21 protein-coding genes and 2 pseudogenes are annotated in these 21,524 nt (G+C 55.7%); 9 read left to right on the top strand and 14 right to left on the bottom strand.

Annotation, left to right across the window (positions count from 1 at the left end; all coding sequences use genetic code 11):
- The first annotated feature begins 17 nt into the window (after positions 1-17).
- The 5 genes and pseudogenes from AAYR33_06300 to AAYR33_06280 all read left to right on the top strand — a co-directional run bounded on the left by AAYR33_06300 (position 18) and on the right by AAYR33_06280 (position 4,063).
- A pseudogene (locus AAYR33_06300) lies at positions 18-749 on the top strand (Hint domain-containing protein).
- A gap of 390 nt (positions 750-1,139) precedes the next feature.
- Complete coding sequence (rpsF, locus tag AAYR33_06295; GenBank protein XAO70684.1) at positions 1,140-1,607, top strand: 30S ribosomal protein S6; 468 nt, start codon at positions 1,140-1,142, stop codon at positions 1,605-1,607.
- Positions 1,608-1,612: 5 nt separating this feature from the next.
- The gene (gene rpsR, locus AAYR33_06290) at positions 1,613-1,891 is read left to right on the top strand and encodes a 30S ribosomal protein S18 (protein ID XAO70683.1); all 279 of its coding nucleotides are present in this window, start codon (positions 1,613-1,615) and stop codon (positions 1,889-1,891) included.
- A 10-nt stretch (positions 1,892-1,901) separates the two neighbouring features.
- On the top strand, positions 1,902-2,498 hold the full coding sequence (rplI, locus tag AAYR33_06285; GenBank protein XAO70682.1) for a 50S ribosomal protein L9: 597 nt from the start codon (positions 1,902-1,904) through the stop codon (positions 2,496-2,498).
- Between the two features lie 344 nt (positions 2,499-2,842).
- Positions 2,843-4,063 (top strand): cyclopropane-fatty-acyl-phospholipid synthase family protein, encoded by a 1,221-nt coding sequence (locus tag AAYR33_06280; GenBank protein XAO70681.1) that lies wholly within the window; start codon positions 2,843-2,845, stop codon positions 4,061-4,063.
- Positions 4,064-4,113: 50 nt separating this feature from the next.
- Here the strand turns inward: AAYR33_06280 and rsmA are convergent, their stop codons facing one another.
- The 9 genes and pseudogenes from rsmA to AAYR33_06235 form a co-directional block, all read right to left on the bottom strand.
- Complete coding sequence (gene rsmA, locus AAYR33_06275; protein ID XAO72414.1) at positions 4,114-4,914, bottom strand: 16S rRNA (adenine(1518)-N(6)/adenine(1519)-N(6))-dimethyltransferase RsmA; 801 nt, start codon at positions 4,912-4,914, stop codon at positions 4,114-4,116.
- A 68-nt stretch (positions 4,915-4,982) separates the two neighbouring features.
- Positions 4,983-6,335, bottom strand: coding sequence for a peptidylprolyl isomerase (locus tag AAYR33_06270; GenBank protein ID XAO70680.1), 1,353 nt, complete (start codon positions 6,333-6,335; stop codon positions 4,983-4,985).
- Positions 6,336-6,388: 53 nt separating this feature from the next.
- Positions 6,389-8,704: an LPS assembly protein LptD gene (gene lptD, locus AAYR33_06265; GenBank protein ID XAO70679.1), complete on the bottom strand. Its 2,316-nt coding sequence runs from the start codon at positions 8,702-8,704 to the stop codon at positions 6,389-6,391.
- On the bottom strand, positions 8,704-9,840 hold the full coding sequence (gene lptG, locus AAYR33_06260; protein XAO70678.1) for an LPS export ABC transporter permease LptG: 1,137 nt from the start codon (positions 9,838-9,840) through the stop codon (positions 8,704-8,706). The genes lptD and lptG overlap by 1 nt, the downstream gene beginning before the upstream one ends.
- A 1-nt stretch (position 9,841) precedes the next feature.
- Positions 9,842-10,987 (bottom strand): LPS export ABC transporter permease LptF, encoded by a 1,146-nt coding sequence (gene lptF / locus AAYR33_06255; protein XAO70677.1) that lies wholly within the window; start codon positions 10,985-10,987, stop codon positions 9,842-9,844.
- Positions 10,988-11,254: 267 nt separating this feature from the next.
- A complete protein-coding gene (locus AAYR33_06250) occupies positions 11,255-11,476 on the bottom strand; it encodes a hypothetical protein (GenBank protein ID XAO70676.1) in 222 nt (73 codons plus the stop codon).
- A gap of 144 nt (positions 11,477-11,620) precedes the next feature.
- Positions 11,621-11,902, bottom strand: coding sequence for a hypothetical protein (locus AAYR33_06245; GenBank protein XAO70675.1), 282 nt, complete (start codon positions 11,900-11,902; stop codon positions 11,621-11,623).
- Complete coding sequence (locus AAYR33_06240; GenBank protein ID XAO70674.1) at positions 11,899-12,348, bottom strand: glycerophosphodiester phosphodiesterase family protein; 450 nt, start codon at positions 12,346-12,348, stop codon at positions 11,899-11,901. Before AAYR33_06240 ends, AAYR33_06245 begins: the two co-directional genes overlap by 4 nt.
- An 11-nt stretch (positions 12,349-12,359) precedes the next feature.
- Positions 12,360-14,283 (bottom strand): annotated as a pseudogene (locus AAYR33_06235) (TonB-dependent receptor).
- A 658-nt stretch (positions 14,284-14,941) separates the two neighbouring features.
- Between AAYR33_06235 and AAYR33_06230 the strand changes: the two are divergent.
- The 4 genes from AAYR33_06230 to AAYR33_06215 are packed head-to-tail and all read left to right on the top strand — an operon-like array spanning position 14,942 to position 16,852.
- A complete protein-coding gene (locus tag AAYR33_06230) occupies positions 14,942-15,646 on the top strand; it encodes a hypothetical protein (protein XAO70673.1) in 705 nt (234 codons plus the stop codon).
- Complete coding sequence (locus tag AAYR33_06225; protein XAO72413.1) at positions 15,647-15,973, top strand: glycosyltransferase family 61 protein; 327 nt, start codon at positions 15,647-15,649, stop codon at positions 15,971-15,973. It begins immediately after the preceding gene.
- Positions 15,918-16,436 (top strand): hypothetical protein, encoded by a 519-nt coding sequence (locus tag AAYR33_06220; GenBank protein XAO70672.1) that lies wholly within the window; start codon positions 15,918-15,920, stop codon positions 16,434-16,436. The genes AAYR33_06225 and AAYR33_06220 overlap by 56 nt, the downstream gene beginning before the upstream one ends.
- Before the next feature lie 5 nt (positions 16,437-16,441).
- Positions 16,442-16,852 (top strand): hypothetical protein, encoded by a 411-nt coding sequence (locus AAYR33_06215; protein XAO70671.1) that lies wholly within the window; start codon positions 16,442-16,444, stop codon positions 16,850-16,852.
- 304 nt (positions 16,853-17,156) lie between these two features.
- Here AAYR33_06215 and ccmI read toward each other — a convergent pair whose 3' ends face one another.
- Genes ccmI through ccmE form a run of 5 tightly spaced genes read right to left on the bottom strand, consistent with a single transcriptional unit; the run spans position 17,157 to position 21,519 of the window.
- Entirely contained in the window at positions 17,157-17,888 is a 732-nt protein-coding gene (ccmI, locus tag AAYR33_06210) for a c-type cytochrome biogenesis protein CcmI (GenBank protein ID XAO70670.1), read from the bottom strand.
- The gene (locus AAYR33_06205) at positions 17,885-18,373 is read right to left on the bottom strand and encodes a cytochrome c-type biogenesis protein (GenBank protein ID XAO70669.1); all 489 of its coding nucleotides are present in this window, start codon (positions 18,371-18,373) and stop codon (positions 17,885-17,887) included. Before AAYR33_06205 ends, ccmI begins: the two co-directional genes overlap by 4 nt.
- Positions 18,370-18,900, bottom strand: coding sequence for a redoxin domain-containing protein (locus AAYR33_06200; protein XAO70668.1), 531 nt, complete (start codon positions 18,898-18,900; stop codon positions 18,370-18,372). The genes AAYR33_06205 and AAYR33_06200 overlap by 4 nt, the downstream gene beginning before the upstream one ends.
- 26 nt (positions 18,901-18,926) lie before the next feature.
- The gene (locus AAYR33_06195) at positions 18,927-20,942 is read right to left on the bottom strand and encodes a heme lyase CcmF/NrfE family subunit (protein ID XAO70667.1); all 2,016 of its coding nucleotides are present in this window, start codon (positions 20,940-20,942) and stop codon (positions 18,927-18,929) included.
- Positions 20,929-21,519: a cytochrome c maturation protein CcmE gene (ccmE, locus tag AAYR33_06190; protein XAO70666.1), complete on the bottom strand. Its 591-nt coding sequence runs from the start codon at positions 21,517-21,519 to the stop codon at positions 20,929-20,931. Before ccmE ends, AAYR33_06195 begins: the two co-directional genes overlap by 14 nt.
- Positions 21,520-21,524: the final 5 nt, after the last annotated feature.

The following is a 21,524-nucleotide window of genomic DNA, read 5'->3' as shown; positions in this document are numbered from 1 at the left end:
GTCACGGCGGCACGAACATTGAGACGTGCTTTCTGCCTGGCACACGGATTAAGACGCCGGAAGGCTGGCGCTTGGTTGAGGATCTGGCACCTGGCGACCTTGTGATGACCCTATGAGGATGGCACGTCACATCGCCCTCACCCGTGCGCTGGGTGGGTGAGGGCGATGTGACGTGCCGGGCGGATGTCCCCGGTGACCTTGCGGGCTACGCTGTGCGTATCGTCAAGGATGCTTTTGGCCCTGGTGCGCCGTTTGAGGACGTTCTGGTGACGTCGGAACATTGTGTTTTTGTGGATGGCGGGCTGATCCCTGTGCGTATGCTCGTCAATGGGGGTAGCATTGCCTATGAGCGTGAGATGCCGACATACCGTTTTCACCATTTTGAGACGGAGAAGCACGCGATTGTCAGTGTGGCGGGCCTGCATGTGGAGACATATCTGGATACGGGCAACCGAGCGCGCTTCAGCGCGGGGCATGGCGTTGTGGGATTGCGGCTGAAGACGGTGTCGGAGCTTGCGGCCCCGCTATTTGTGACGCGTGAGCAGGTGGAGCCTGTATGTGCGCGCCTTGCCGGGCGTGCGAGCCGGCCGTGTGATGTGATTAGTCCTTATGTGGATGACCGGCGTGTGCTGGGAGTGCTGGTGGGGGCGGTTCATCTGATAGGGCCGCAGCACATCATGGAGGTCACGCATCATTTCACCGATGATGCGTCGGGGTGGCATGGTATCGAGCACCCCGCCGCAAGGTGAACAGATGGATGCGCCGTCTTGAGGGTGCCCTCCTCTGAAGAACGTGGCAGCTTGGATTTTTCCTTGCATATTCAGTTATTGCAGGAAGGGCCTTATCTGACTGTCACGAAGGCCGATGTGACCCGGCAGGAAATCGCCGCGGCCTGACATCCGCCAAAGGCTTTGAGAAAAATGAGCGGCCCCGCGCGGAAAGCGTTGGGGCCGTTTTTTTTGGAACGGGGTGCAGTCGGGCCGACCGTGATTTACCTTGCTTTATCGGTCTGAATGTGGTTTACGCAACCTCTTTCCTGCCGGGCGACGGCATCGCAACGGCTATACCCATAATCCTGGGGAAAGGATGTCACCGCCATCAAGGCGTGATCGGGTTGAAGCAATCCAAAGGGAGTCACAATGCCATTATATGAAAGCGTGCTGATTGCACGTAACGATATCTCTCAGGCGCAGGTCGAGGGAATTGTTGAACAAATCGAGAAGCTGCTGACTAAAGGCGGTGGATCGATCGAAAAACGCGAATTCTGGGGCCTTCGCAGCCTCGCTTACCGCATCAAGAAAAACCGCAAGGGGCATTATGTCCTTCTCGGCCTCAATGCGCAGCCCGAACTGATTCGGGAGCTTGAGCGTCAGCTGAGCTTCAATGAGGATGTCTTGCGCGTCCTGACCCTGCGTGTCGATGCAATTGACCAGGCACCATCGCCGATCCTGTCGCGCAAAAACGAGGATCGCGGGGGTGATCGTGGCGGTTTCCGTGCCGGTGGCAACAAGCCGTCAGGGCGCTTTGAAAGCGGTCGCGGCGGACGTCGCGGTGATGACCGTGAAGAATATCGCGCGCGTGAAAACGCCGACATGGATGCGGAGTAAGCCTCATGACAGACACAACGAATGAAGTGAATCCCGCAGCGCGTCGCATGGCCGTCGGGGCACGTCGTCCTTTTTACCGGCGTCGCAAATCCTGTCCGTTCTCCGACAAAAATGCGCCGAAGATCGATTATAAGGATGTGCGCCTGCTAAGCCGCTATCTTTCCGAGCGCGGCAAAATCGTGCCGAGCCGCATCACGGCGGTTTCCGCCAAGAAGCAGCGTGAACTCGCCCAGGCGATCAAGCGCGCGCGCTTTCTGGCGCTTCTGCCTTACGTCATGAGCTGAGGGGCACATCATGTCACAGATTGAATTGATCCTCCTCGAGCGCGTTGCGCATCTCGGCCAGATGGGCGATGTCGTGCGCGTCAAGCCCGGTTATGCACGCAATTTCCTGCTGCCGAAGGGCAAGGCCCTGCGCGCAAACGAGACAAACCGCAAGCGTTTTGAAACGGACCGCGCGCAGCTTGAGGCGCTGAACCTCAAAAAGCGTGAGGAGGCGGAACGTCTTGCTGAGCGTATGGATGGTCTGGCGGTTGTCATCATCCGCCAGGCTGGCGACAGCGGCAGCCTTTATGGTTCAGTCACCTCACGCGATATTGCTGAGGCGATCACTGTGTCCGGTTTGACGGTTGAGCGTACGCAGGTTGTGCTGCCGCATCCGATCAAATTGCTGGGACTCGTGGCGGTGCAGGTTGTGCTCCATCCGGAAGTCACGATTTCCGTCACGGTCAATGTTGCGCGTTCCGAGGAAGAGGCTGAGCGTCAGGCGAAAGGCGAAGTTATCGGGCTTGAGCATGATGACGTTGAAGAGCCGGAAGTGCATGCTGAAGAAGGTGAAGTGGTTGCCGAGGCGGAGGCTACGGAGGAAGTCAGCGACGTTTCTGAAAGTTGATCACACCACCATCGTGATTTCGTGGAAAACCCGGCGATCTCTTTCGCCGGGTTTTTTGCGCTATGATGCGGGATTGCGCGCATGTGCCCGCCCCATGTAATATGGGTGGTGAATCACTATGATTTTCTGGCCTGTTTCTATGTCCATACGTCCTTATGCATGAATTGTACAAAAATGGCATCATGAGATGAGAGTATGATGGCGCGCGCCATTAACGAATATTTGTCCAAAACATGAAGCCACCTCAATCATCAGTGGCACGAAATTTTTTTCCATAAGCATTGACGGGGATTTCGCTAAGGTTTCTCATAAGGGCAACCAAGCTGACAGGAATTGGGGCGACGATGACGTTTCTTCTGGAAAAAATTCTCAAAGCGTTTATTCGGACAGGCGCGCTGACGGTTATCCTTCCGGATGGCACTGCTAGGTCGTTCAAGGGTGAGGAGAATGAACGCGCCGCCACGATACGCATTAATGCCGACTCCGCCCTCCGTGGCCTTCTGCTTAATTCCGAGCTGGCTTTTGGCGAAAGCTGGATGAATGGCGATATTGAAGCCGTTGATTGCAGCCTTGAAGATGTCCTGACTGTGTTGATGGATAATATGCGATCCTCCAATCACCTTCCGAACCGTCTCGAAGCTTACGGGCGTTACATGACCCGCCGCGTGCGTCAGCTCAACGGGCTTGTTCGCGCGCGGAAAAATATCGCACAGCATTACGACCTGAATCGCGACCTTTATGCGCTGTTTCTTGATGACGACATGCAATATTCCTGCGCTTATTTTGAGCGCGATGATATGTCGCTGGAGGAAGCGCAAACCACAAAAAAGCGCCATATCGCCGCGAAATTGCGACTGGATCGCCCGGGTTTGCAGGTACTGGATATCGGATGCGGCTGGGGCGGGATGGCATTGACTCTGGCGAAGGATTACGGCGCCCATGTGACGGGCATCACCCTCTCGCGGGAGCAATTGGAGGTCTCGCGGCAACGCGCGCAGGAGGCCGGGCTTGAAAACCTGGTTAAGTTCGAGCTCCGCGATTATCGCAAATCGCAGCAAACTCATGATCGCATCGTTTCAGTCGGCATGTTTGAGCATGTCGGGATCAATCATTACGACGCGTTTTTTCAAACCGTTGCGCGCAGCCTCAATCCGGACGGGGTGGCGCTTATTCATGCGATCGGGCGATCAGATGGGCCGGGCTCAACCAATCCGTGGATCAATAAATATATTTTCCCCGGCGGTTATTCCCCCGCATTGAGTGAGGTGTTACCCAGCATTGAGCGATCCGGCCTCTGGCTGACCGATTGTGAAATTCTGCGCCTTCATTACGCCAAGACGCTTTCCGCCTGGCGGGTGCGCTTCAGCAAAAATCGCGATCAAATCCGCGCGCTTTATGATGAGCGTTTCTGCCGGATGTTTGAGTTCTATCTTACCGGTGCTGAACTCGCTTTTAGACTGCAGGGTCACATGAATTTTCAGCTGCAATTGACGAGAGATATCAACGCCGTGCCATTGACCCGCGACTACATGATGCGGGATGCAGGCCAGCCGAAGGAAAAATAAGTGGGAGCACGGCGTTTAATGGCCGGAAAAAGGGTTTCAGTAACCGCTTCTTACGCTGCCTCGCTTTCAATGTCGCGCAATAAGGTGGCGAGTTGCGTAAACTCTGCGACGCTCAATGTCTCGGCCCTGCGTGAGGGGTCAATTCCGGTGCGGTCCAGAAGCGTCTCACCATGAAGAGTTTTCAGCGCGCTGCGCAGCATTTTGCGCCTTTGGCCGAAGGCGGCGGTCACCCGCCCCATGGCAAGAAATAATGCCGCTGAAGGCTGCTCGGCATGGGGTCTGATATCCACTACTGCTGAGTCAATTTTGGGCGGGGGCGTGAAAGCACCGGCGGGCACATGCATGACAATGCTGCACGACGCGCAGAACTGGGCCAACACGCTCAGCCGCCCATAAGCGGCCGTTCCGGCTTGCGCGCAGATGCGGTCCGCCACTTCCCGCTGAAACATCAGCGTCATACGACGCCACATCGCCGCCTGTGCCAACGAGTTGACCAGAAGCTTGGTGCCGACATTATAAGGCAGGTTTGCAACGAGTTGCCTCGGGGCGGTCCCGAACGCCGCCATGTCCTGCCTCAGCGCATCCGCCTGGATGATATGCAGACGATTTGGTTCATACGCCTTGAGATCTTTGAGGATCGGGATGGCCCGCGGGTCAATCTCCACAGTGAAGATCTGAGCGGCTTCCGTCCGAAGCAGCGCGCGCGTCAATCCGCCGGGACCCGGCCCGACTTCAACCACGGTCACACCGTCAAGCTGGCCCGCCAGCTGCGCGATGCGCGCGACAATGGACGGGTCGAGGAGGAAATGCTGCCCCAGGCTTTTACGGGGTGAGAGACCGTGCTGCTCCATCGCCTGGCGCAGCGGAGGGAAAGTCGCGGCGTTCGTCACGGACGGATCAGACCTTATAAAAGCCGAAATTAATGCGCAGATGCATGAGCGTTCGGGCGCAGTTTGATGATGGAGCGGCGTTCCAGATCGCGCTCAAGCTGTCGCGAGGCTTGTTCAACGCGTTCATTCAACAGATTATCCGCGATTTCGCTGGGTGATTGCTGCGCAACATTTTTCTGCTCACGGGCGCAAACCATAATCAGCGCAATCCCGTCCGGGGAGACAAGCGGTTTGCTTGGGACGCCGATACCGAGATGACTGATGACGGATTTCATTTGCTCATTCATGCGGTCAAGGACGAGGCTAGACCCATTCCCCGGGTCAGAGGGGCGTTTCTCCCCCAGTGACTTATTGAGCTGCTCCATGGCGCTACAGCCTCGCACGCGTTTAACAGCGTTGGTGGCCCGGTCGAGCGCCTGTTTCTGCTGCTCAGTCGGGTTTCGGGGGTTTAAAGCTGAGGTGAAGGGGAAGAAAGCCTGACGTAACGTGACCAGATTCGCCAGCTGATGCCCGACCGTGCGTCTTGCATGGACGGCCACGATATCATACCCGCCCGCCACCTGAATGGGGTTGGAGATCGCCCCAATCGGCATGGCGCGCACGATAGAGACGACAGGCGGGTCAAGACTATCCTCCTGAACCCACCCGAGAGCGCCCCCATCCAGAGCCGTCTGCGCGCGGGAGAACTGGGCCGCAACAATGGGGAAGGGCGCGCCTTTCCGAAGCTCCGCGATGATGGTCTTGGTAAATTCGAGTTCCGGCTCCGGGTGGCGCGGGTCAGCGACCGGGACGAAAATCTCACTGACATTATATTGTGGGCGTCCTTCTTCAGCTTTAAGCGCCGCTTCACGCTGCTCAATCTCGCGCGCGGTGATGCGCGCCCGCCCGCCCACTTCCTGACGTAAAATCGTCATCCAGCCAAGTTGAACGCGGATCTGGTCGATCAGTGTTGACAGGGAAACGCCATCATTACGTAGGCGGCTGCGCAGCGCATCGGTCGGCATCCCATTCCGGGCTTCAATATTGCGGATAGTGTCGGCGATCTGCTGGGGCGGGATGTTGATGTGCCGTTTCAACAGCTCCTGCGTTTTGATGCGCTCATCAACCAGTTGCCGGATGATCTGGGGGCGCAGGCGCTGCATCAGTTCAGGGCTGATCGATAATCCGGTTGAGAGGGCGAAGAGGCGTCCACGATTTTCAACGTCACGCTCGGTCAGAACCTGGCCGTTAATGGTGCCGATGATCTGCGCTTCCGGAGGTGATGCGGCGTCGGGCTTCTTGACGGCATGATGTTTTGTCACGGCGTGCCTGCCATGTTCGGCGTCAGCGGGTGTGATATGGCCGAGGCTCAGCAGACTGACCGCGACCAGACTATGAGACATGCCTCTTAAAGAGCGACGACGGAAATTATGGAGTGTGAAGGTCACGATCAATATCAGCCGTTTATCCCGAAGGTTCCGATGGTTTTCAGAGTGAAGTTGAAGAGCACCGTCGTATTGCGCTGCTGCCCTCCGATGAAAGTATATTGTTTGATAAACATAACGTCCAAGCCGAAGCAATCATTGGCGTATCCGACATCGCCGCCGATGCTGACGAACTCCTTGCGTGATAACGAGCGACGCCCGTAAACAGATGCGTGATAATGACTATAATCGCCATTTACCCCGGCGGTGATTTCACTGATCGGGGTGGAGTAAGCGCGTGAGACCTGATTGAAGCGGTAATTTTGCTGATAGAGGTAATAAGGTGTGATGGGCTCGTAAATATAGCCCGCATTGACATGGAAGTGATTGACCCCCGTATTCACCAGGACCTCACCATAGTCAAAGGGCTTCCCGTAAGGGTTGTAACGGCCGCGCACCGTCAGATCGACGAAGTGGTTGGGGCTCAGCCGGATGCGGCCCACCGGGCTCGATAAGTGATGCCCAAGCCCGTCATAAGGTGAGCGATAAGGGTCGATCGACCTCTGAATGCTCTCCCCGACGAGGAAATCGATCACGTGCCCGCGCCATGTCCAGTTGCCATGCAGCCCGACATTGCCGCGCACACCGCTATCGAGCCGATCCGTCCCGTTATAACGGTTGAGGGAGAAGAGCGTGCTGTCGGTGAACTCATATTGGAAGCTGTCCTCATTCGGGATGAGGCTGGTGGGCTTATAGAACCGTGTCGGGGATGCGATGATCTGCCCGATCGGTTCGATGATCTGCACCCCGGCGCCGTGCGCGAAACTGCGCATGAAAGGCCAACTGACTTTCAGCGCCGCTGTGGGGAGGAACTGGCCTGACGTGTGCGTGCCGCCGATCGGTGCATAAAGGGGTTGCTGACGGTAATGGCTGGCCTGATACCCTGCCGCATCGAGACGCAATGTAAACAGCTGTTCCTGCCCAAGCGAGTTATGAAAAGGCCGATCCCAATTGAGGCGGATCTGCGCCCGGTCCGTATTGACACCTTCAGGGCGGTAAACAACGAAATCCGTCGTATTGACCGAGAAGACACCTCCTAACGGGTCACGCTGCGCCTGAAAGCCATAACTGAAACGTGGCAGGACAAAAGGCAATTGCGAGTTTTGAATGACGCCCTGATTCAGCCCCTGATAAAGCTGCGCATCCAGGCGCGCCCAGGACCCGACGCCAAAGCCCTCGACAAACCCATCAGAGGCAAGGACTTCGTTACCGTAACCGGTGATGCGATAATCGCGCATGTAATTTGCTGAAGAGGCAACATTGACATTGGCCCCGGCACGCCAATTGCGATTAATGACGAAATCGACTTTACCACGCGCATAACCCTGTATGCCCGTCGTGCTCGTGCTTTCCATCCTCTGATCAAGGAAGTTCAGGAAAGACGTGTTGTGACGGGTTGCGTCGGCAACACCGCCCGTGAAGCGAATTTTCCCGAAGCGCAGATTATTCCGATATTGAGCGCTGATCTGCGGGCCGGTGCGGGTGGAGACGAGGGCCTGCACCGTCATATCCTGTGAGTCATTAATGACCCAGTAATATGGGATGGTGGCGTAGGTGCCGAGATAGCGGTCATGCGGGCTGATACCTAGCATGAGGAAGCCGCTTTGCCGTTTCACGGTCGGGTCCGTCATAGAAAATAACGGGAAATAAAAGACGGGCACCCCGAAAAACTGAAGATAAGCGTGGGAAAATTCTATCCTTTTATGTTCCGAATCCTGTTTGGCGTCATAAGCCCGGATTTGCCAGAAAGGCGGTTTGTCCGGATTTTTCTCACAGGTTTTGCACGCCGTATAAATCACCTTGCTGAGGTCATTGATCCGGCTTTCCGTTCGTCTCATCCCATTCGCGGCGATTTTGGCGTTATCCTGCATCCGAATGTAAATGCCGCGCGCGATGGCATTATGCATGCCATTACTCAATTCCAGCGTGTTGGTGAAAATCGTGCTGTTGTCCGGCTCGATCATGGCGATGTGCCCCATCGCGCGCATAATGCCGGAATTCCGATCATAAACGATCTTATCGGCGCGCATGGCCTGATCACCCTGCCAGACCTGAACATTGCCGGACCAGGTGGCAACGCCATCTTTCGTGTAGGATTCGTGATCAGCGAGGTAAGTGACAGGCTCACTTGAGGAGGAGGTTTTGCCGATATTGACTTTCGGCCCCGGCTCCCGACGCATCCCGCCTGCTTTGGCGCTGTCATGTGTTGTCAGCCCGACGCCGCCCAACAGGGCCACAGCGGCGAGATTTCTCCGCCGGTGCCCGTTTCTGCGCCGCTTACCCGCCATTAACCATCCTCCAAATGTAGCAATAGCGCCACAGCGAGACACAAACCGGCAATCGTCGGTGCCCACGCGGCAAGAAGTGGCGGAAGTGCCCCCGATTCGCCAAACTGGGCCGCGATCTTGGAAACGCTGAACAAGGCAAACCCGGCAGCAACGCCGGAGCCAAGCATCCGCACGACACCGCCGCGCCGCGTTGGGCGCATTGAAAACCCGGCAGAGACGAGGGCCATCGTCCCACAAAGTATCGGCAACGCCAAGAGTGTCTGAAAATGTAATCTGTGACGGATCGTTGAAAAACCGGAGGCCTGAAGCAGCCGGATAAATCGGGGGAGTGCCCAGATCGACAGCGTGTCAGGCGAGGCGAAACTCTGCTCAACTCGGCCCAATGTCAGGCTGGTCGGGATTTTTGTGTTGCCGATCTGATCCGGCAGATGGTTCGGCCGCACCAAGGACACGCCTTCAAGCTCCCAGAAACCCTCGATAAGGCGGCCGGAACTGGCGGTCAGGCGTTCGATCAGGTGGTCTCTGTCATCCAGACGAAAAATCGAGACGGTTCCGAGGCGCAGCGACACGCCTTCCCGATGGACATTCTCAGCATGGATGATGGCGACGCCCTTATCCGGTTCCGCCTCTCGCAGCCAGAGGTTGGTGCCGTTGAATGTCAGGGGGCCGCCACCGGTCTGAAGATAAGTCTGGTCCAGGAGTTCAGCCTGGCGGAACATGAAAGATGAGAGGGGCGAAATCGCGGTCGTGCCCAGCCCGCCGATCAGCAGCGCCGCGGCAAGGGGCGCCGTCAGAAACTGCCAGGCGGAAATGCCCGCTGCCCGGGCCACAATCAACTCCGATGAGCGTGTCAGGCGCCAGAAACAGACGATACCGCCGAGCAAAATCCCGAAAGGCATGATGAGAATCATGAAATAAGGGACGTGCAGCCCCGCAATCTCAAAAACGAGGGTGGTGGGTACATCGGGTTTTGTGGAGACACGTCGCAGCAGATCAATGAAATCGAAAAGTGAAACCAGCCCGGTCAGGGCCAGGATCATGGCGATGACAACCCAGGTGAAGGAGCGCCCGACATAAAGGGCAAGCGTGACGGCGACACCGACGCGGTGCGCGGAAGGGGGTGAAGCTGCCGCCATGTCAGGAGAGACGGGGCCGCAAACGCTGCCGGAGTTCAGGTCCGAATAATAGCCCGGCGCATAAGGCGGCGGGCAGTTCGGCGACGATCCACATCAGGGGGACGAGCTGTAAATTGCGGCTCGTCAGATTTTGCAGCAGAAGGTTGAGGGCGATCATCGCCACCACTGTCAGGATCGCGATGAAGGGCCGCTTGATGTTACCGTGGCGGGAGAATGCGCCGCTCAGGACGGTGAAAAGCGCGACCATCCCGTATGATAGCGCAGTCAGAGGGGATGTCAGGCGCCTCCAGGCTTCGACTGCGAATTTTCCGCGGTCCCGGGGGCTGACACTGGCATTTTCAGGATTTAATAATTCGGAAATCGACATTTCCCCCGCATCCCGCGGTTGCCGCGCCGGGTGATTTTTGGAAGTGAGGTCAATGAGATTCCGCTTAAAGGTCAAGACATCCAGCCTTCCATTATGCCTGTCGATTTCCTGTCGCGAGCCGTTATAAAGCACAACATGTGGCACATCGTCGACGACGATCATTGAGCCATATTCTGCCAGAATGGTGGCATGACTTTGCGGCAGGCGGTCATCTTCGACAAAAATGCCCCGCAACTGGCCATTACGGTCCTTGCTGCGCATATAGACCGTCATATCCTTTGAAAGCGGCGTAAATACGCCTTCCTGGATAAGATAGGCGGCAAGGCGGTTCCGGATTTCAAACTGATATTTCTTGAAGGAATGGTAGGAAGTCGGGACAATCCAGAGATTGAGCAGATAGCAGAGCACGGTCGCAATGGTGGCGCAGATGACGCCGGGCCGCGCCATTTGAGAGGCGGAAAGCCCCGCCGCCTGCATCACGGTGGTTTCCCGGTCGCTCGTCATGCGCTGATAACCGAAGAGAATGACGAGGAAAGTGGTGATCGGCAGGATGACAGCGAGGAATGACGGAATCATCAGGCCGGTCAGCTCAATAAACACCCGCAATGAAAGTCCGCGATCCACAACGAGGGAGACGAAGCGCAGTGACTGCATCAGCCAGATCAAAGCGATGGCGCCTGTCGTGATGCCCGTCAGTCCTAACGCCAATTGCTTGAGGACGTAGCGATCAAGCAGCGTCGTCGGGAAGAAGCGCTGGAAAAGGGTTGACGGCGCGGACATATTTTTCTCATACCTGCTCCCAAGCCAAGCTCAAAGGGGCAAAGCAGATCCTGAACGTTATTTTGCATTGCCGATTTCGAGGGCGCGTATTGTCGCCTGAAGGGAAGGGGGCGATACGCGCCCCCGTGAGACGATGAGGGGCGTTCGCATTGCGTGCGCGGATGGCGGCTGAGAGCGTAATACCTGCCAATTGCAGGCCAGCTTGACACGAAGACATGCCATGCAGGGCACGCGGCCCTCCACATGGCAACGTTGCGCGGGACGGGTTCAGCCAGGCCGGTCGACGGCAAGCCGTTCAAAAGCCGGGTCATCCGTAAAGAAGCCGTCCAGACCCATATCAAGATAGCGTTTAACCTCGGCAATCATGGCCTCAGGGTTGCAGGCTTCCGGCGCGGCACCATTGCGCAATTCCTTTGGGAGGAAAAAATTCTCCGGTCGTGCCGTGCAAGAATGCACGAGAAGCCCCGCCTCATGCGCATCGGTGATCAAAGATGTCGGCCTGCTCCAGGACCCATCTTTTTGCGCGGGATAAGGTCCGCGTTGGAAGGGCCGATAACGTTGGCGAAGCGGCGCACTTTCCGTAGGCCCGCAGGGGTCATGAAGGCGCCGAAATTCATGGCATTTGGGTTCCCATCAGGTCAGGCGGTATCTCATCCGGCGCCCCATCAGAAACATTACGCGGGCTTGCGGGTTGATGACGCGCGTTTTGCCGCCGATGGCCTTGAGATTGCCGGTCTCGAAGGATTGAAGTTCAAGCGGGGCGTGACGCGTATATTGATGAGTCGCGATGGTCTCAAGAAACATTGTCTCAGGGTCAAGGCCGAGGCGATGAAAATGCGTTGAATTTTTAATCTTCGGGATCAACCCGAATGTCTTCCCACGCGCGGCGGACTCGGCAGCGACAAAATCAATCACCTCCTCAAAGGTGGGTATATCAAATGCCCATCATAACGCGTATTATGCGGGCGGATCTTCGGTAGGCGCTCCTTTGCGCGCAGCGTTTTAAGCTCCTTAAGGGTGAAATCAGCGGTGAACCAGCCTGTCTCGGTTATTCCATCAATGACAAGGCTGCGCTTGCGTGCGGCGAATTCGCGTCGTGAAGCGACATCAGTCGTGTCGATGATATTGCTTTCATGGCGCACAACGAGGACGCTATCCTTTGTCATGACGAGGTCAGGTTCGATATAATCGGCCCCATCCTCCATCGCTTTTGCGTAGGATGCCAGCGTGTGCTCCGGCCGCAGGGCGGAGGCCCCGCGATGCGCGAAAACCAGGGGGCGCGGGGCGAGGGAGGGTGCGGCGAAAGCCGGTGCGCACATCCCGGCAATGCCGAGGAGGAGGGCATGACGACGTGTCAGCATATTATTATTCCTTACCAAAGAGCGCTGAGTGTCAGGAAGTACACGCGCGGGGCGATGGGGTCGGCTGTAAACTGACGGGAAACCTGATCCACATTGACCGTCAACCAACCCCGTGTGCCGGTCAGGTTGGTGATATTGCCCTGGACGCGCAGCGACGGCACATGCGGGATGCCCCGAATGTTGTAACCGGCATTCATGCTGAACTGCGCATTTGACGCAGCCCAGAGGTCATTCATATAGGTCGTGTGACGTTTGCCCATGACATCACCGATCAGCTGGCCGTAGAAACGACCCCAATTTGTGGTCACCACAAATTTCTCGGTCCGGTCCGGCTGTCCTGCGACATTGCGTCCCGCGATGCGGATCGTGGAATGACCGGAAGTATAATCATCATTATACACTGATTTATTATTAAGAGAGGCCATTATAGATGGAGAAATGCGGACCAAGCTGCGCGGTGAATGAAAAATCCATGCCATTGGTGGAGATGGAGCCGACATTCGCCAATGTTATCGCGGCACCGATAATGGAGGACAGGCTCTGGGTTGAGGCGATGGCCACAAGACGGTTCGAGAAATGCACATGATAATATTCAAGCTGCGCGGAAATATCCGTCAACGGGCCAACATGCAGGCGATGATGGGTACGCAGGCTGGTCTCATAGGTCCATGAGGTTTCAACCTTGCCATTCTGACGGAAATTTTCGAAAGCGGCCTGGCTTGTTGAACCCCAGGGCGTGACATTGCCATAGCCTGCCGCCTGAAATGCACGCATATTTTCCTAAATATTGGCAAAAAGCTGCTCATGCGGCGTGATATTCCATAGTGCGCCGAAGGAGGGGAGGAAGGGCTTGACCGCGGCAATCCGGCCCCCGGGCACGGTGATGGATGTCGCCGGGGAGAGTGAGCCCGGCCGGGCCGCGACGGGCAACGTCCCTTTCGTGCAGACCAGTTCAGATTTAAACCCCGCCAGAAGCGTCAATTTATCCGAGACTTTCCAGCTGTCCTGAAGGTGGGTCATCCAGCTATTTGTGTAAAAATAATTCGTGTATTGATTGATCAGCGCATTTTGCTGACGCGCATAAGGTGTCGTTGGATGATCGGCCTGAAGCGGATACCAACGCCGCGCCTGCGTGTTATTATTCCGCTCATACCAGCCCCCTAATTCGATATTATGACGATCAAGATGGTAGCGCAGGGTTGAAATCACGCCACCGCGATTATCCCAATATTCGGTTGTGCGGGTCGCGTAGCCTGGCCCGCTAAACACATTGCTGAGTTGATCGGCATTCTGATCAGGGAAATAGGCTCTGAACAAAGTCGGTAGACCTGCGGCACTGATCGGGCCTGCGACAACACCTTCGCCAAGATTATGATGGAAGTAAAAACTGTTATCCCAATGCAGGTGGCGGCTGAAATCATGCTGCCATTTAAAATAGGTCAGAAAATCCTGCCGTTGCGCGGCGGAGTAGTAATTGCGGTAATTCAAACCGGCCTGCCGGTAGGCGGGCGTATTGAGATAGGTTTTTGCATAGTTGAAATCAGGGTAGGTGAAGGGTCGTACATACGTGCCGTAACCGCTCGGGAGCACAATCCCGTCTTCATTTGGCTCAACCTTGTCAGACCAATCGAAAAAATAGGCGAATTTGTCGCTGAGGCTCTTATGAACAAATTTCAGATTGACCTGGTGGCCCCCTGATGACCAACAAAGTCCCAGGCGCGGGCATCCTGACGTGCCCAGGCAATATAGGCCGCATTTCCATGGCCGAATGTGTCGGTATCCAACCGCGCCATAGGTGCGGAAACTTGATAAACTCCCGAAACTCTGGTCGAGCTGGGCACCATATCGGGTTTTTGGATCAAGCGACGTGAAAAGCAACGTGCCACCAAGATTGGAGGTTGACGCCGTGCCAAGCGCGCCTGAGCCGGTGGCGACGATCTGCTCCGGCGCGGCGGGCGCATTGATGGATCTCGTTTTCTCAGCTGTGTGTATTCTAGCGGGGTGTTGCCCTGAACTAGGCTGATGTTTCCCGCCAGCGGCATCGGCATTTTCATACATCAGGGCGAGGGGTGAATAGAAAAGGGGCAAGGTGAGGACGCGGTGCCGCTTGCGAGGCTTCATCTCCGGAAATTCCTTTAGAGGTCGTGAACGCCCCTCAACTTATTCAGCGTCGTCGTGACGGTGTGTGAAGGTTTGATGAAATGAAATTCATAATCCCGGGATGAAGCTGCCTTCAGCCTGTGGGAAGCCGAGACGGTCAGGATTGTGGATGAGAGGCCGGGCGGGGACGGTGACGGCAAAATTCATCGCGACGCCGCATAAAGAGCATCAGGGCTGAGAGGGCGCTGTGCCTGCGCATCCTTATGTCGCGCACGCGATCCCGAAACATCAATATGTTGTTGTATGAGTTATTTACACAATGTAAAATTCACACGACCTTGATTACAACAATCATCTGTTGTGGACATATCGACTATACTGTAAAAAACCTTGAATAAGGGTTATCTGAATTTTCAACCTTGCTGCGTCGACGGGGAGATAAGAAATTCCGAGAAAATTTAAAGATCTGATATGTTTAAGGAATGAAATGCGAATGACTAAGATCAAAAAAGAAAAATTCCCGGAGCGCATTGGAATCAACTTTTATTCCGATCCTGAAGTCTTCTCCTTTGCAGACGCCATTTATATGTGTGGTTACAATCATTTCGACAATCTCATGGGGGTATTTACGCGTGAGGGATATCTCATCCCGCAGGCTGCTTTCCATCATCAATCTCCGTCAATTCCTAAAGGTCAACCGAACTGGACCGACCCAGTAATCGCGGCTTCCTACCCTGTTATTGAGGCGGCTATTTTTGCAGGCCATGTCCATGATCAATACGACCATTTCATCACAGAGTTTATATCCCGCCTTTGGGCCATCAAAGAGGTAAGAACCAATGAAAAAATCCTCGTGCGGTGCGCCCGGGGCCTGGATGAGGTTTTCACATTCAAGTGGGCGATTGAGCTTTTCGACCTTTTGGAACTCACAAAAGATGACTTTATCTGTCCCGATCATCCCATTCGAATCCGTAAACTGATTGTCCCTGCGCCGACCTTTACTGAACAGGGTTATAGCTACAGGCGCATGGCGGAGTATTGTCACACGCTTGGGAATCGGGCCATGGAGCGGCTTGATGAGCAAAAACTTCTGAAAAACAGGGATATTTACGTTTCCCGGTCACAATTGGTCTGCGGAACTGTCAAGATTGACAATGAAGGCGTGCTGGAACGTTATTTGAGGGCTTCGGGTTTTTGAATCATCTACCCGGAGCAACTCTCCATTGACAGGCAGATTTCGTTGTTCAGGAACAATAACATCGTCGTTGGTCCAGTCGGTTCAGCTTTCTATACTTCCATTTTCACGCCAACGCCCTGCGGCGTTGCTTTGAATGTGAAAAATGCCGTCGATAGCAATTTCCTGATGATGGATGGTGTTAATGAGGCCCAGATTAACTACATACAGTCAGGCAATATCGTCGACGCTGAAGAAAAAGATGCAAATTACTATGAGACGAAGACAATCAGAGATGTCGAAAGTTTTGCGCAAACCATTTCTGATCTCTTCAGAGAAAAAAAGGAATAATTTTTATATCCACAATATGGGACGTTTCCCAATCTCGTCCCATGTCGATGTAAAATTTTATGACGTACTGACTCATGAAGGCGCCATTGTAAAATTGGATCCCAGAACGGGATATCTCTCGTCATTGGATGACCGATTTTTCAAGAAACTTGTCCTCGCTGTGTTTATCGATGGCGATCGAGAGAGGGCCTTCCTCGTCTCCAGCGAAGCGAAAATGATCAGTATCGTCATCCATGAATCTTCTCTATCCGGTTTGGCAGTGCCAGTTGATCTGATTGAAAATGAAGGAGGAAGCTACGCCTTTTTCATAACGGAAAATCAACGTTATCTCCAAGCCGTACCCGTTTCTCAAGGAGGATGGGTGCATGACAAAGCTTCGGAAATTCTCAATTGGGAAAATTCAAACTCAGAGAAGAAAGCGCCTTCTCACCGAAGCCAGGGTCAAAAATCGCCCGGCTTTTAAGTGTGATGGCCGGAGTGATGCTTCGTAACAAGCCTTTTCATCTTGATTTTTATCTCAATCAAATCCCGGAAGTTGTTTCCCATATCGTCGATATGAAAAACAAAGTGGAATATTTGCAGGGCGATGACACATTGATTCTCAATCATGAAAGAACGGCGCGTGAAGTTGAGGCGGTTCTCCCCTCAAATCGAGGCGATCCTCGCATTCACGTCGTTCTCACCCGTCGAGGCACGGTGAGGGGCGAGACCGATATAGGTGTCCGACTTAAAAACGGCTCGAACTGCTTCACTCGGCCTGTCGTCCGCGCAGCTCTACCCGAATTTGCAGCTTGGAAAAGCGTCGTTGACCGCGATTTCTGTCATCTATCCGACCCTCTACGCCATCGGTCACCATCAAAACGTATCTGTGCCACGTAAAACCCGACCATGGCACCGACGGCCGCGCATGGAAACGCCCATGAGACTCGATTAAGAATTGTCAGACTGTAAAAAAGACCTGCTGCTACGCCAATCCCTATCGCTATACCGCTTTCCCAATATGTCGGGCCGAAAATTCGCCGACTGCGGCAATGCGGACAGGCCTCCGCTGATTGCCAGATCTCCTCATGGCAGACGGGGCAGAGGAAAACACGCGCCTCAACAGTATTGTCTTGAGCGCGCGGCCTGAAGCGATTCTTGAAGAGAACGGCACCACGGTTCTTACAGCCGGTTTCAGAGCGCGTCATGGTGCGGGCTGCGTATCATGCTCGCCCTGGGCGATGCGTTTCTGCACTTCCAGACGCCAGGGCGCATCCTTTGGGGCGGCATCCAAGGCGCGCTCATAAAGTCGCAAACTTTGCTCATCAATGCGGTTATCCAGTTGTGACTGAAGGTCCGCAACGTGAATAGCGAGAAGCGCCTCGAACTGAACGTGAAGCGCCGCACGATACAGGGCCAAAGCCTCCAGCAGTCGATTTTGCTTCTCACGCACGGCCGCCAGAAGAAGGTGCAGTTTGATATAAGCAGGGTCATCCGGCTGAATGACCGCGACCTGCTTTTCAAGCCGAGCGATGACGGGGCGCATTTGCGGGTCAATCTCGCTTTGCGGGGTTGAGGCTGATTGCGGCCCATAACCTGGCTCACCTTTATAGAGATATAAAGCGGTGCCGAACGTTGGGAGCAGAAGGGAAATCGCAGCGATCACCCGCCAGGAGACGGGTTGAGACGGGGCACGCTCCGTGGTTTTAGCGCGCAGGAGACGCCGCGCGATTTCCATCTGCATATCCCTGGCCTCAACGTCATTAAGGTGCCGTGCGCGTTTTTCCTCCTCAAGGGCGTCCAATTGCGCGGCATAAAATGCCTGTTCAGAATCCGTGGTGGAGGGGACCGTTTCCCGTCTTTGGCGTTTCAGCAGTCCCAGAAGCAAAGGTGAGAGGCATAAAAGCGTCAGGATGATGTAAAGCGCAATCGTCATTTTTCGGCCCCGCCTCCGCCATGGTTTGTGGGCGCGCGGCTTTGCAGCAGGATCTCCAGACGGGCGCGTTCTTCATCCGTCAAAGGCGCCGTTTCCTTATGATGGCGGAAGATGCGGCTGGCGAGGACAAGTCCCAGCGCGAGGGCCATGATGGGTGTCAACCAGAGTAACGCCGTCGCCGCCGTCAGGCGCGGCTTGAGGCGCACAAAATCCCCGTAGCGGCCTGTCATCCAGGCCAAGATGTCGTCTCGGCTTTTCCCCTGCGCCACTTGCTGTCGCACGACACGGCGCAGGTCGCGCGCTAGAGAGGCAGAGCTATCCTCAATCGACTCATTCTGGCAGACAAGGCACCTGAGCTCCGCATCGATCCTTTCGGCCATCCTTTCCTGCGCCGGGTTAGGCAGGAGTTCACGCGGATCATCGACCGCGAAGGCCGGGGAAATCGTAACCATCAGGAGGCAGATCAGCAGGAGACAGCGCATCATCGCGCAGCTTTCAGCAGAGGGCGAATGACGGTCCTGATTGTTTCTGAGGTGATGGGCGCTGAATCATGCCAGATGATGCGCCCGTTGGGCATGACCAGAAAACTCTCCGGCACGCCATTGATTCCCATCTGGATTCCGAAATTCCCATCCACATCCTGTGCTATCATTTCATAGGGCTTGTTATTGCGCAATACGAGGGCACGGGCATTTTCAGGCCGGTCCTTATAGGCAATGCCCCAGATTATCACATCCCGACTCAATTTATGGAGTTCTGGCAGCTCGGTGATGCAGGGGATGCACCATGAGGCAAAGAAATTGATCAGGACCGGTTTGGACCGTGTCATCAAAATGGCGCGGCGCAATCGGGGTTCGTCCGGCATCAGTCCCGGCAGGTCAAAATCGGGGATCAGCCTTGTCGTCGCGGGCGTCTCGACAGCGCGCGGGTCAAAGCGCCCCTCACGCATGCCCGACAGCATCGCCCAGAAACCACCTCCCATCGCGAGAGCGATCAGGATGGGAAGCGACATGACAAGACGCCGTTTCTGAACGGGCATCATATCGTCACCGCCGCATCACGATTTAAACGGCGATTCGGCGCGCCGAATCGCCGGCGTCGATCACATAGGGAGAGTGCGCCTCCCATCGCCATGACCAATCCACCCAACCAGATCCACGGCGCAAGGGGGTTGACATGCAGGCGCAATATAAAAAGCATCTGCCCATCCTTCTCCTCCCGCGCGTCACTCAGCACACAATAAAGGTCCTGAAGCATATTTGTGTAAATGGCCACATCCGTCACCATTTGACGCTGACGCGCAAAGACATGCCGGGCCGGATGAAGCACCGTGACGACACGTCCGTGACGTGTGACGACGACATCCGCAATCAGCGCGTCGAAATTCTTCTCTTTCTGCTGGCGTATATTGCCAAGCGTCCACTCATAGCCGCTAAAAGCAACATGCGCGCCCTCCGCCATTTCAGTGATTTTCTGCTGTGATTGCGACATGCCGGTAATCCCCAGCACCGTGATGGCAACACCCATATGCGCCAAAGCCGTACCCCAGCTTGAGAGGGGGAGGTGGCGCAGGCGCTGCCATCGACCCTGCCAGGATGTGCCGAGCGCCACGCGGCCTCCAATATCGGTGAGGCTGCCGAGAATCAGCCACACAGCAAATATCGCACAGATCGTCGGCAGAGGGCCGGATAAAAGGCAGGATGCCAGCACGGCCGTGAGGATGAGCGGCACAAACGTCCAGCGTAATCGCCTGAAAATGGGGCGGAGCCAACCACGCTTCCAGGAGAGGAGTGGCCCGGCGACCATCACGGCCATAAGGGGAAGTATCAGCGGGATGGTGGTGGCGTCGAAAAACGGTTTGCCGACGGATAACGTCCTGCCCGTAAGAATCTGCATAAAGGGCGGATACATCGTCCCGACAAGGACGATCGCGCAAATGGTGCAAAGCAGGATGTTGTTCAGGATCAACGCCCCCTCCCGCGAGATCGGCATGAAATGCCCGTCATCCACGAGATTGGGCGCGCGCCAGGCAAAAAGGGCGAGGGCGGTGCCAATAACGAGGGCCAGAAGGAGAAGGATGAAAATCCCCCGTGCCGGGTCATTGGCAAAGGCATGGACGGAGTTGAGAATGCCCGAGCGGACGAGGAATGTCCCCGAGAGGGAAAATGAGAATGTCGCGATGGCGAGGAGGATCGTCCAGACTTTCAGCGCCTCACGTTTCTCAACCACGATGGCGGAATGGACCAGCGCCGTCCCGGCCAGCCATGGGATAAGGGAGGCGTTTTCAACCGGGTCCCAGAACCAATATCCGCCCCAACCCAAAACATAATAAGACCACCAGGAGCCCATGGCGATGCCACAGGTCAGGAAGCACCAGGCACCCAGTGCCCAGGGCCGCACCCATCGCCCCCAGACCGCATCAATGCGCCCACCGATCAGCGTCGCGACCGCAAAGGCAAAAGGCACGGCAAACCCAACATAGCCGGCATAGAGAACAGGCGGGTGGAAAGCAAGCCCGGGATCCTGCAAAAGCGGATTCATCCCGAACCCGTCCAAAGGTGGCGTGGTGTTGATGCGGTCAAACGGGTTGGATGTCGTCACGCAGAAAAGCAGGAAGCCGGTCGACACGCCGCCCAATATGGCGATGACACGGGATTTGAGACGGCTGGGCAGATGATGCCCGAAAGCAACGACGGACATGCCGCAAAAGGTCAATATGAGTGCCCAGAGGAGAATGGACCCCTCATGATTACCCCAGACCCCGGTTATTTTATAGAGAAGCGGTTTGTCACGCGCCGAATTCTCAACGATATTGCGGACTGAGAAATCATCCGTGACGGCGCTGAATATCAATGCCAGAAAAGCAAGCAGCAGGGCGACGAGTTGCGCCGCTGCTAGCAGCGAGGTGAAATGCATGAGGCGCGCATCGCCGCGCCCTGCACCCCAGAGGCCAATAACGCATTGCAGGAATGCTGCGACACAGGCAAGCGCCAAAGAGTAACACCCGGCCTCAGCGCCGAAGCTGAGACGAGTCAGAAGATCAATGAGATGCATGTTCAGCCTGTGCAATCGACTTTCGGGTCTGGGATTTTGTCATCATGTCCCATTCCTCCGCACGCGGTGGTTTACCGAAGCGCGGGTCCCATTTGCCGCTTTTACGCAGGGCTTCGGCGACTTCCTTCGGCATGTAGGTTTCATCATGTTTGGCGAGGACTTCAGAGGCTTGCAGGTTTTTATCCGCTGTCATCACGCCAATGGCGACGACGCTCTGACCCTCACGGAACAGGTCAGGCAGAACGCCGCGATAAATGATCGTGACGGCTTTTTGCCCGTCTGTCACGTCAAACTGATTTACCGGCGTGGCGTTCGGCCCGACAGATCGCTTGAGACTGCCTGCGACCACCATGCCCCCCAAACGGATCGATTGGTCAGGACGTGGCGGGTGCTCAAGCGCTTGCGATGGCGCCATAAAAAAAACGATGCTGGATGAGAAAGCCCGCAGCACAAGCGCCGAAGCCGCCGCGAGGTAGATGAGGCAGAGCAGCATAATCCATAGGCGATGGGGCTTGCGGGCGTAACGACGCCGCTGACGGGCCGACCGCCCTTGATAAGGGGCATCACGTTCAGACATTTCGG

The sequence above is a fragment of the Acetobacteraceae bacterium genome, from assembly GCA_039613835.1.
In the GTDB taxonomy this organism is placed as follows: domain Bacteria; phylum Pseudomonadota; class Alphaproteobacteria; order Acetobacterales; family Acetobacteraceae; genus Sorlinia.
The sequence above is the reverse complement of the archived record's forward strand: the minus strand, read 5'-3'. Positions and strand labels throughout refer to the sequence as shown.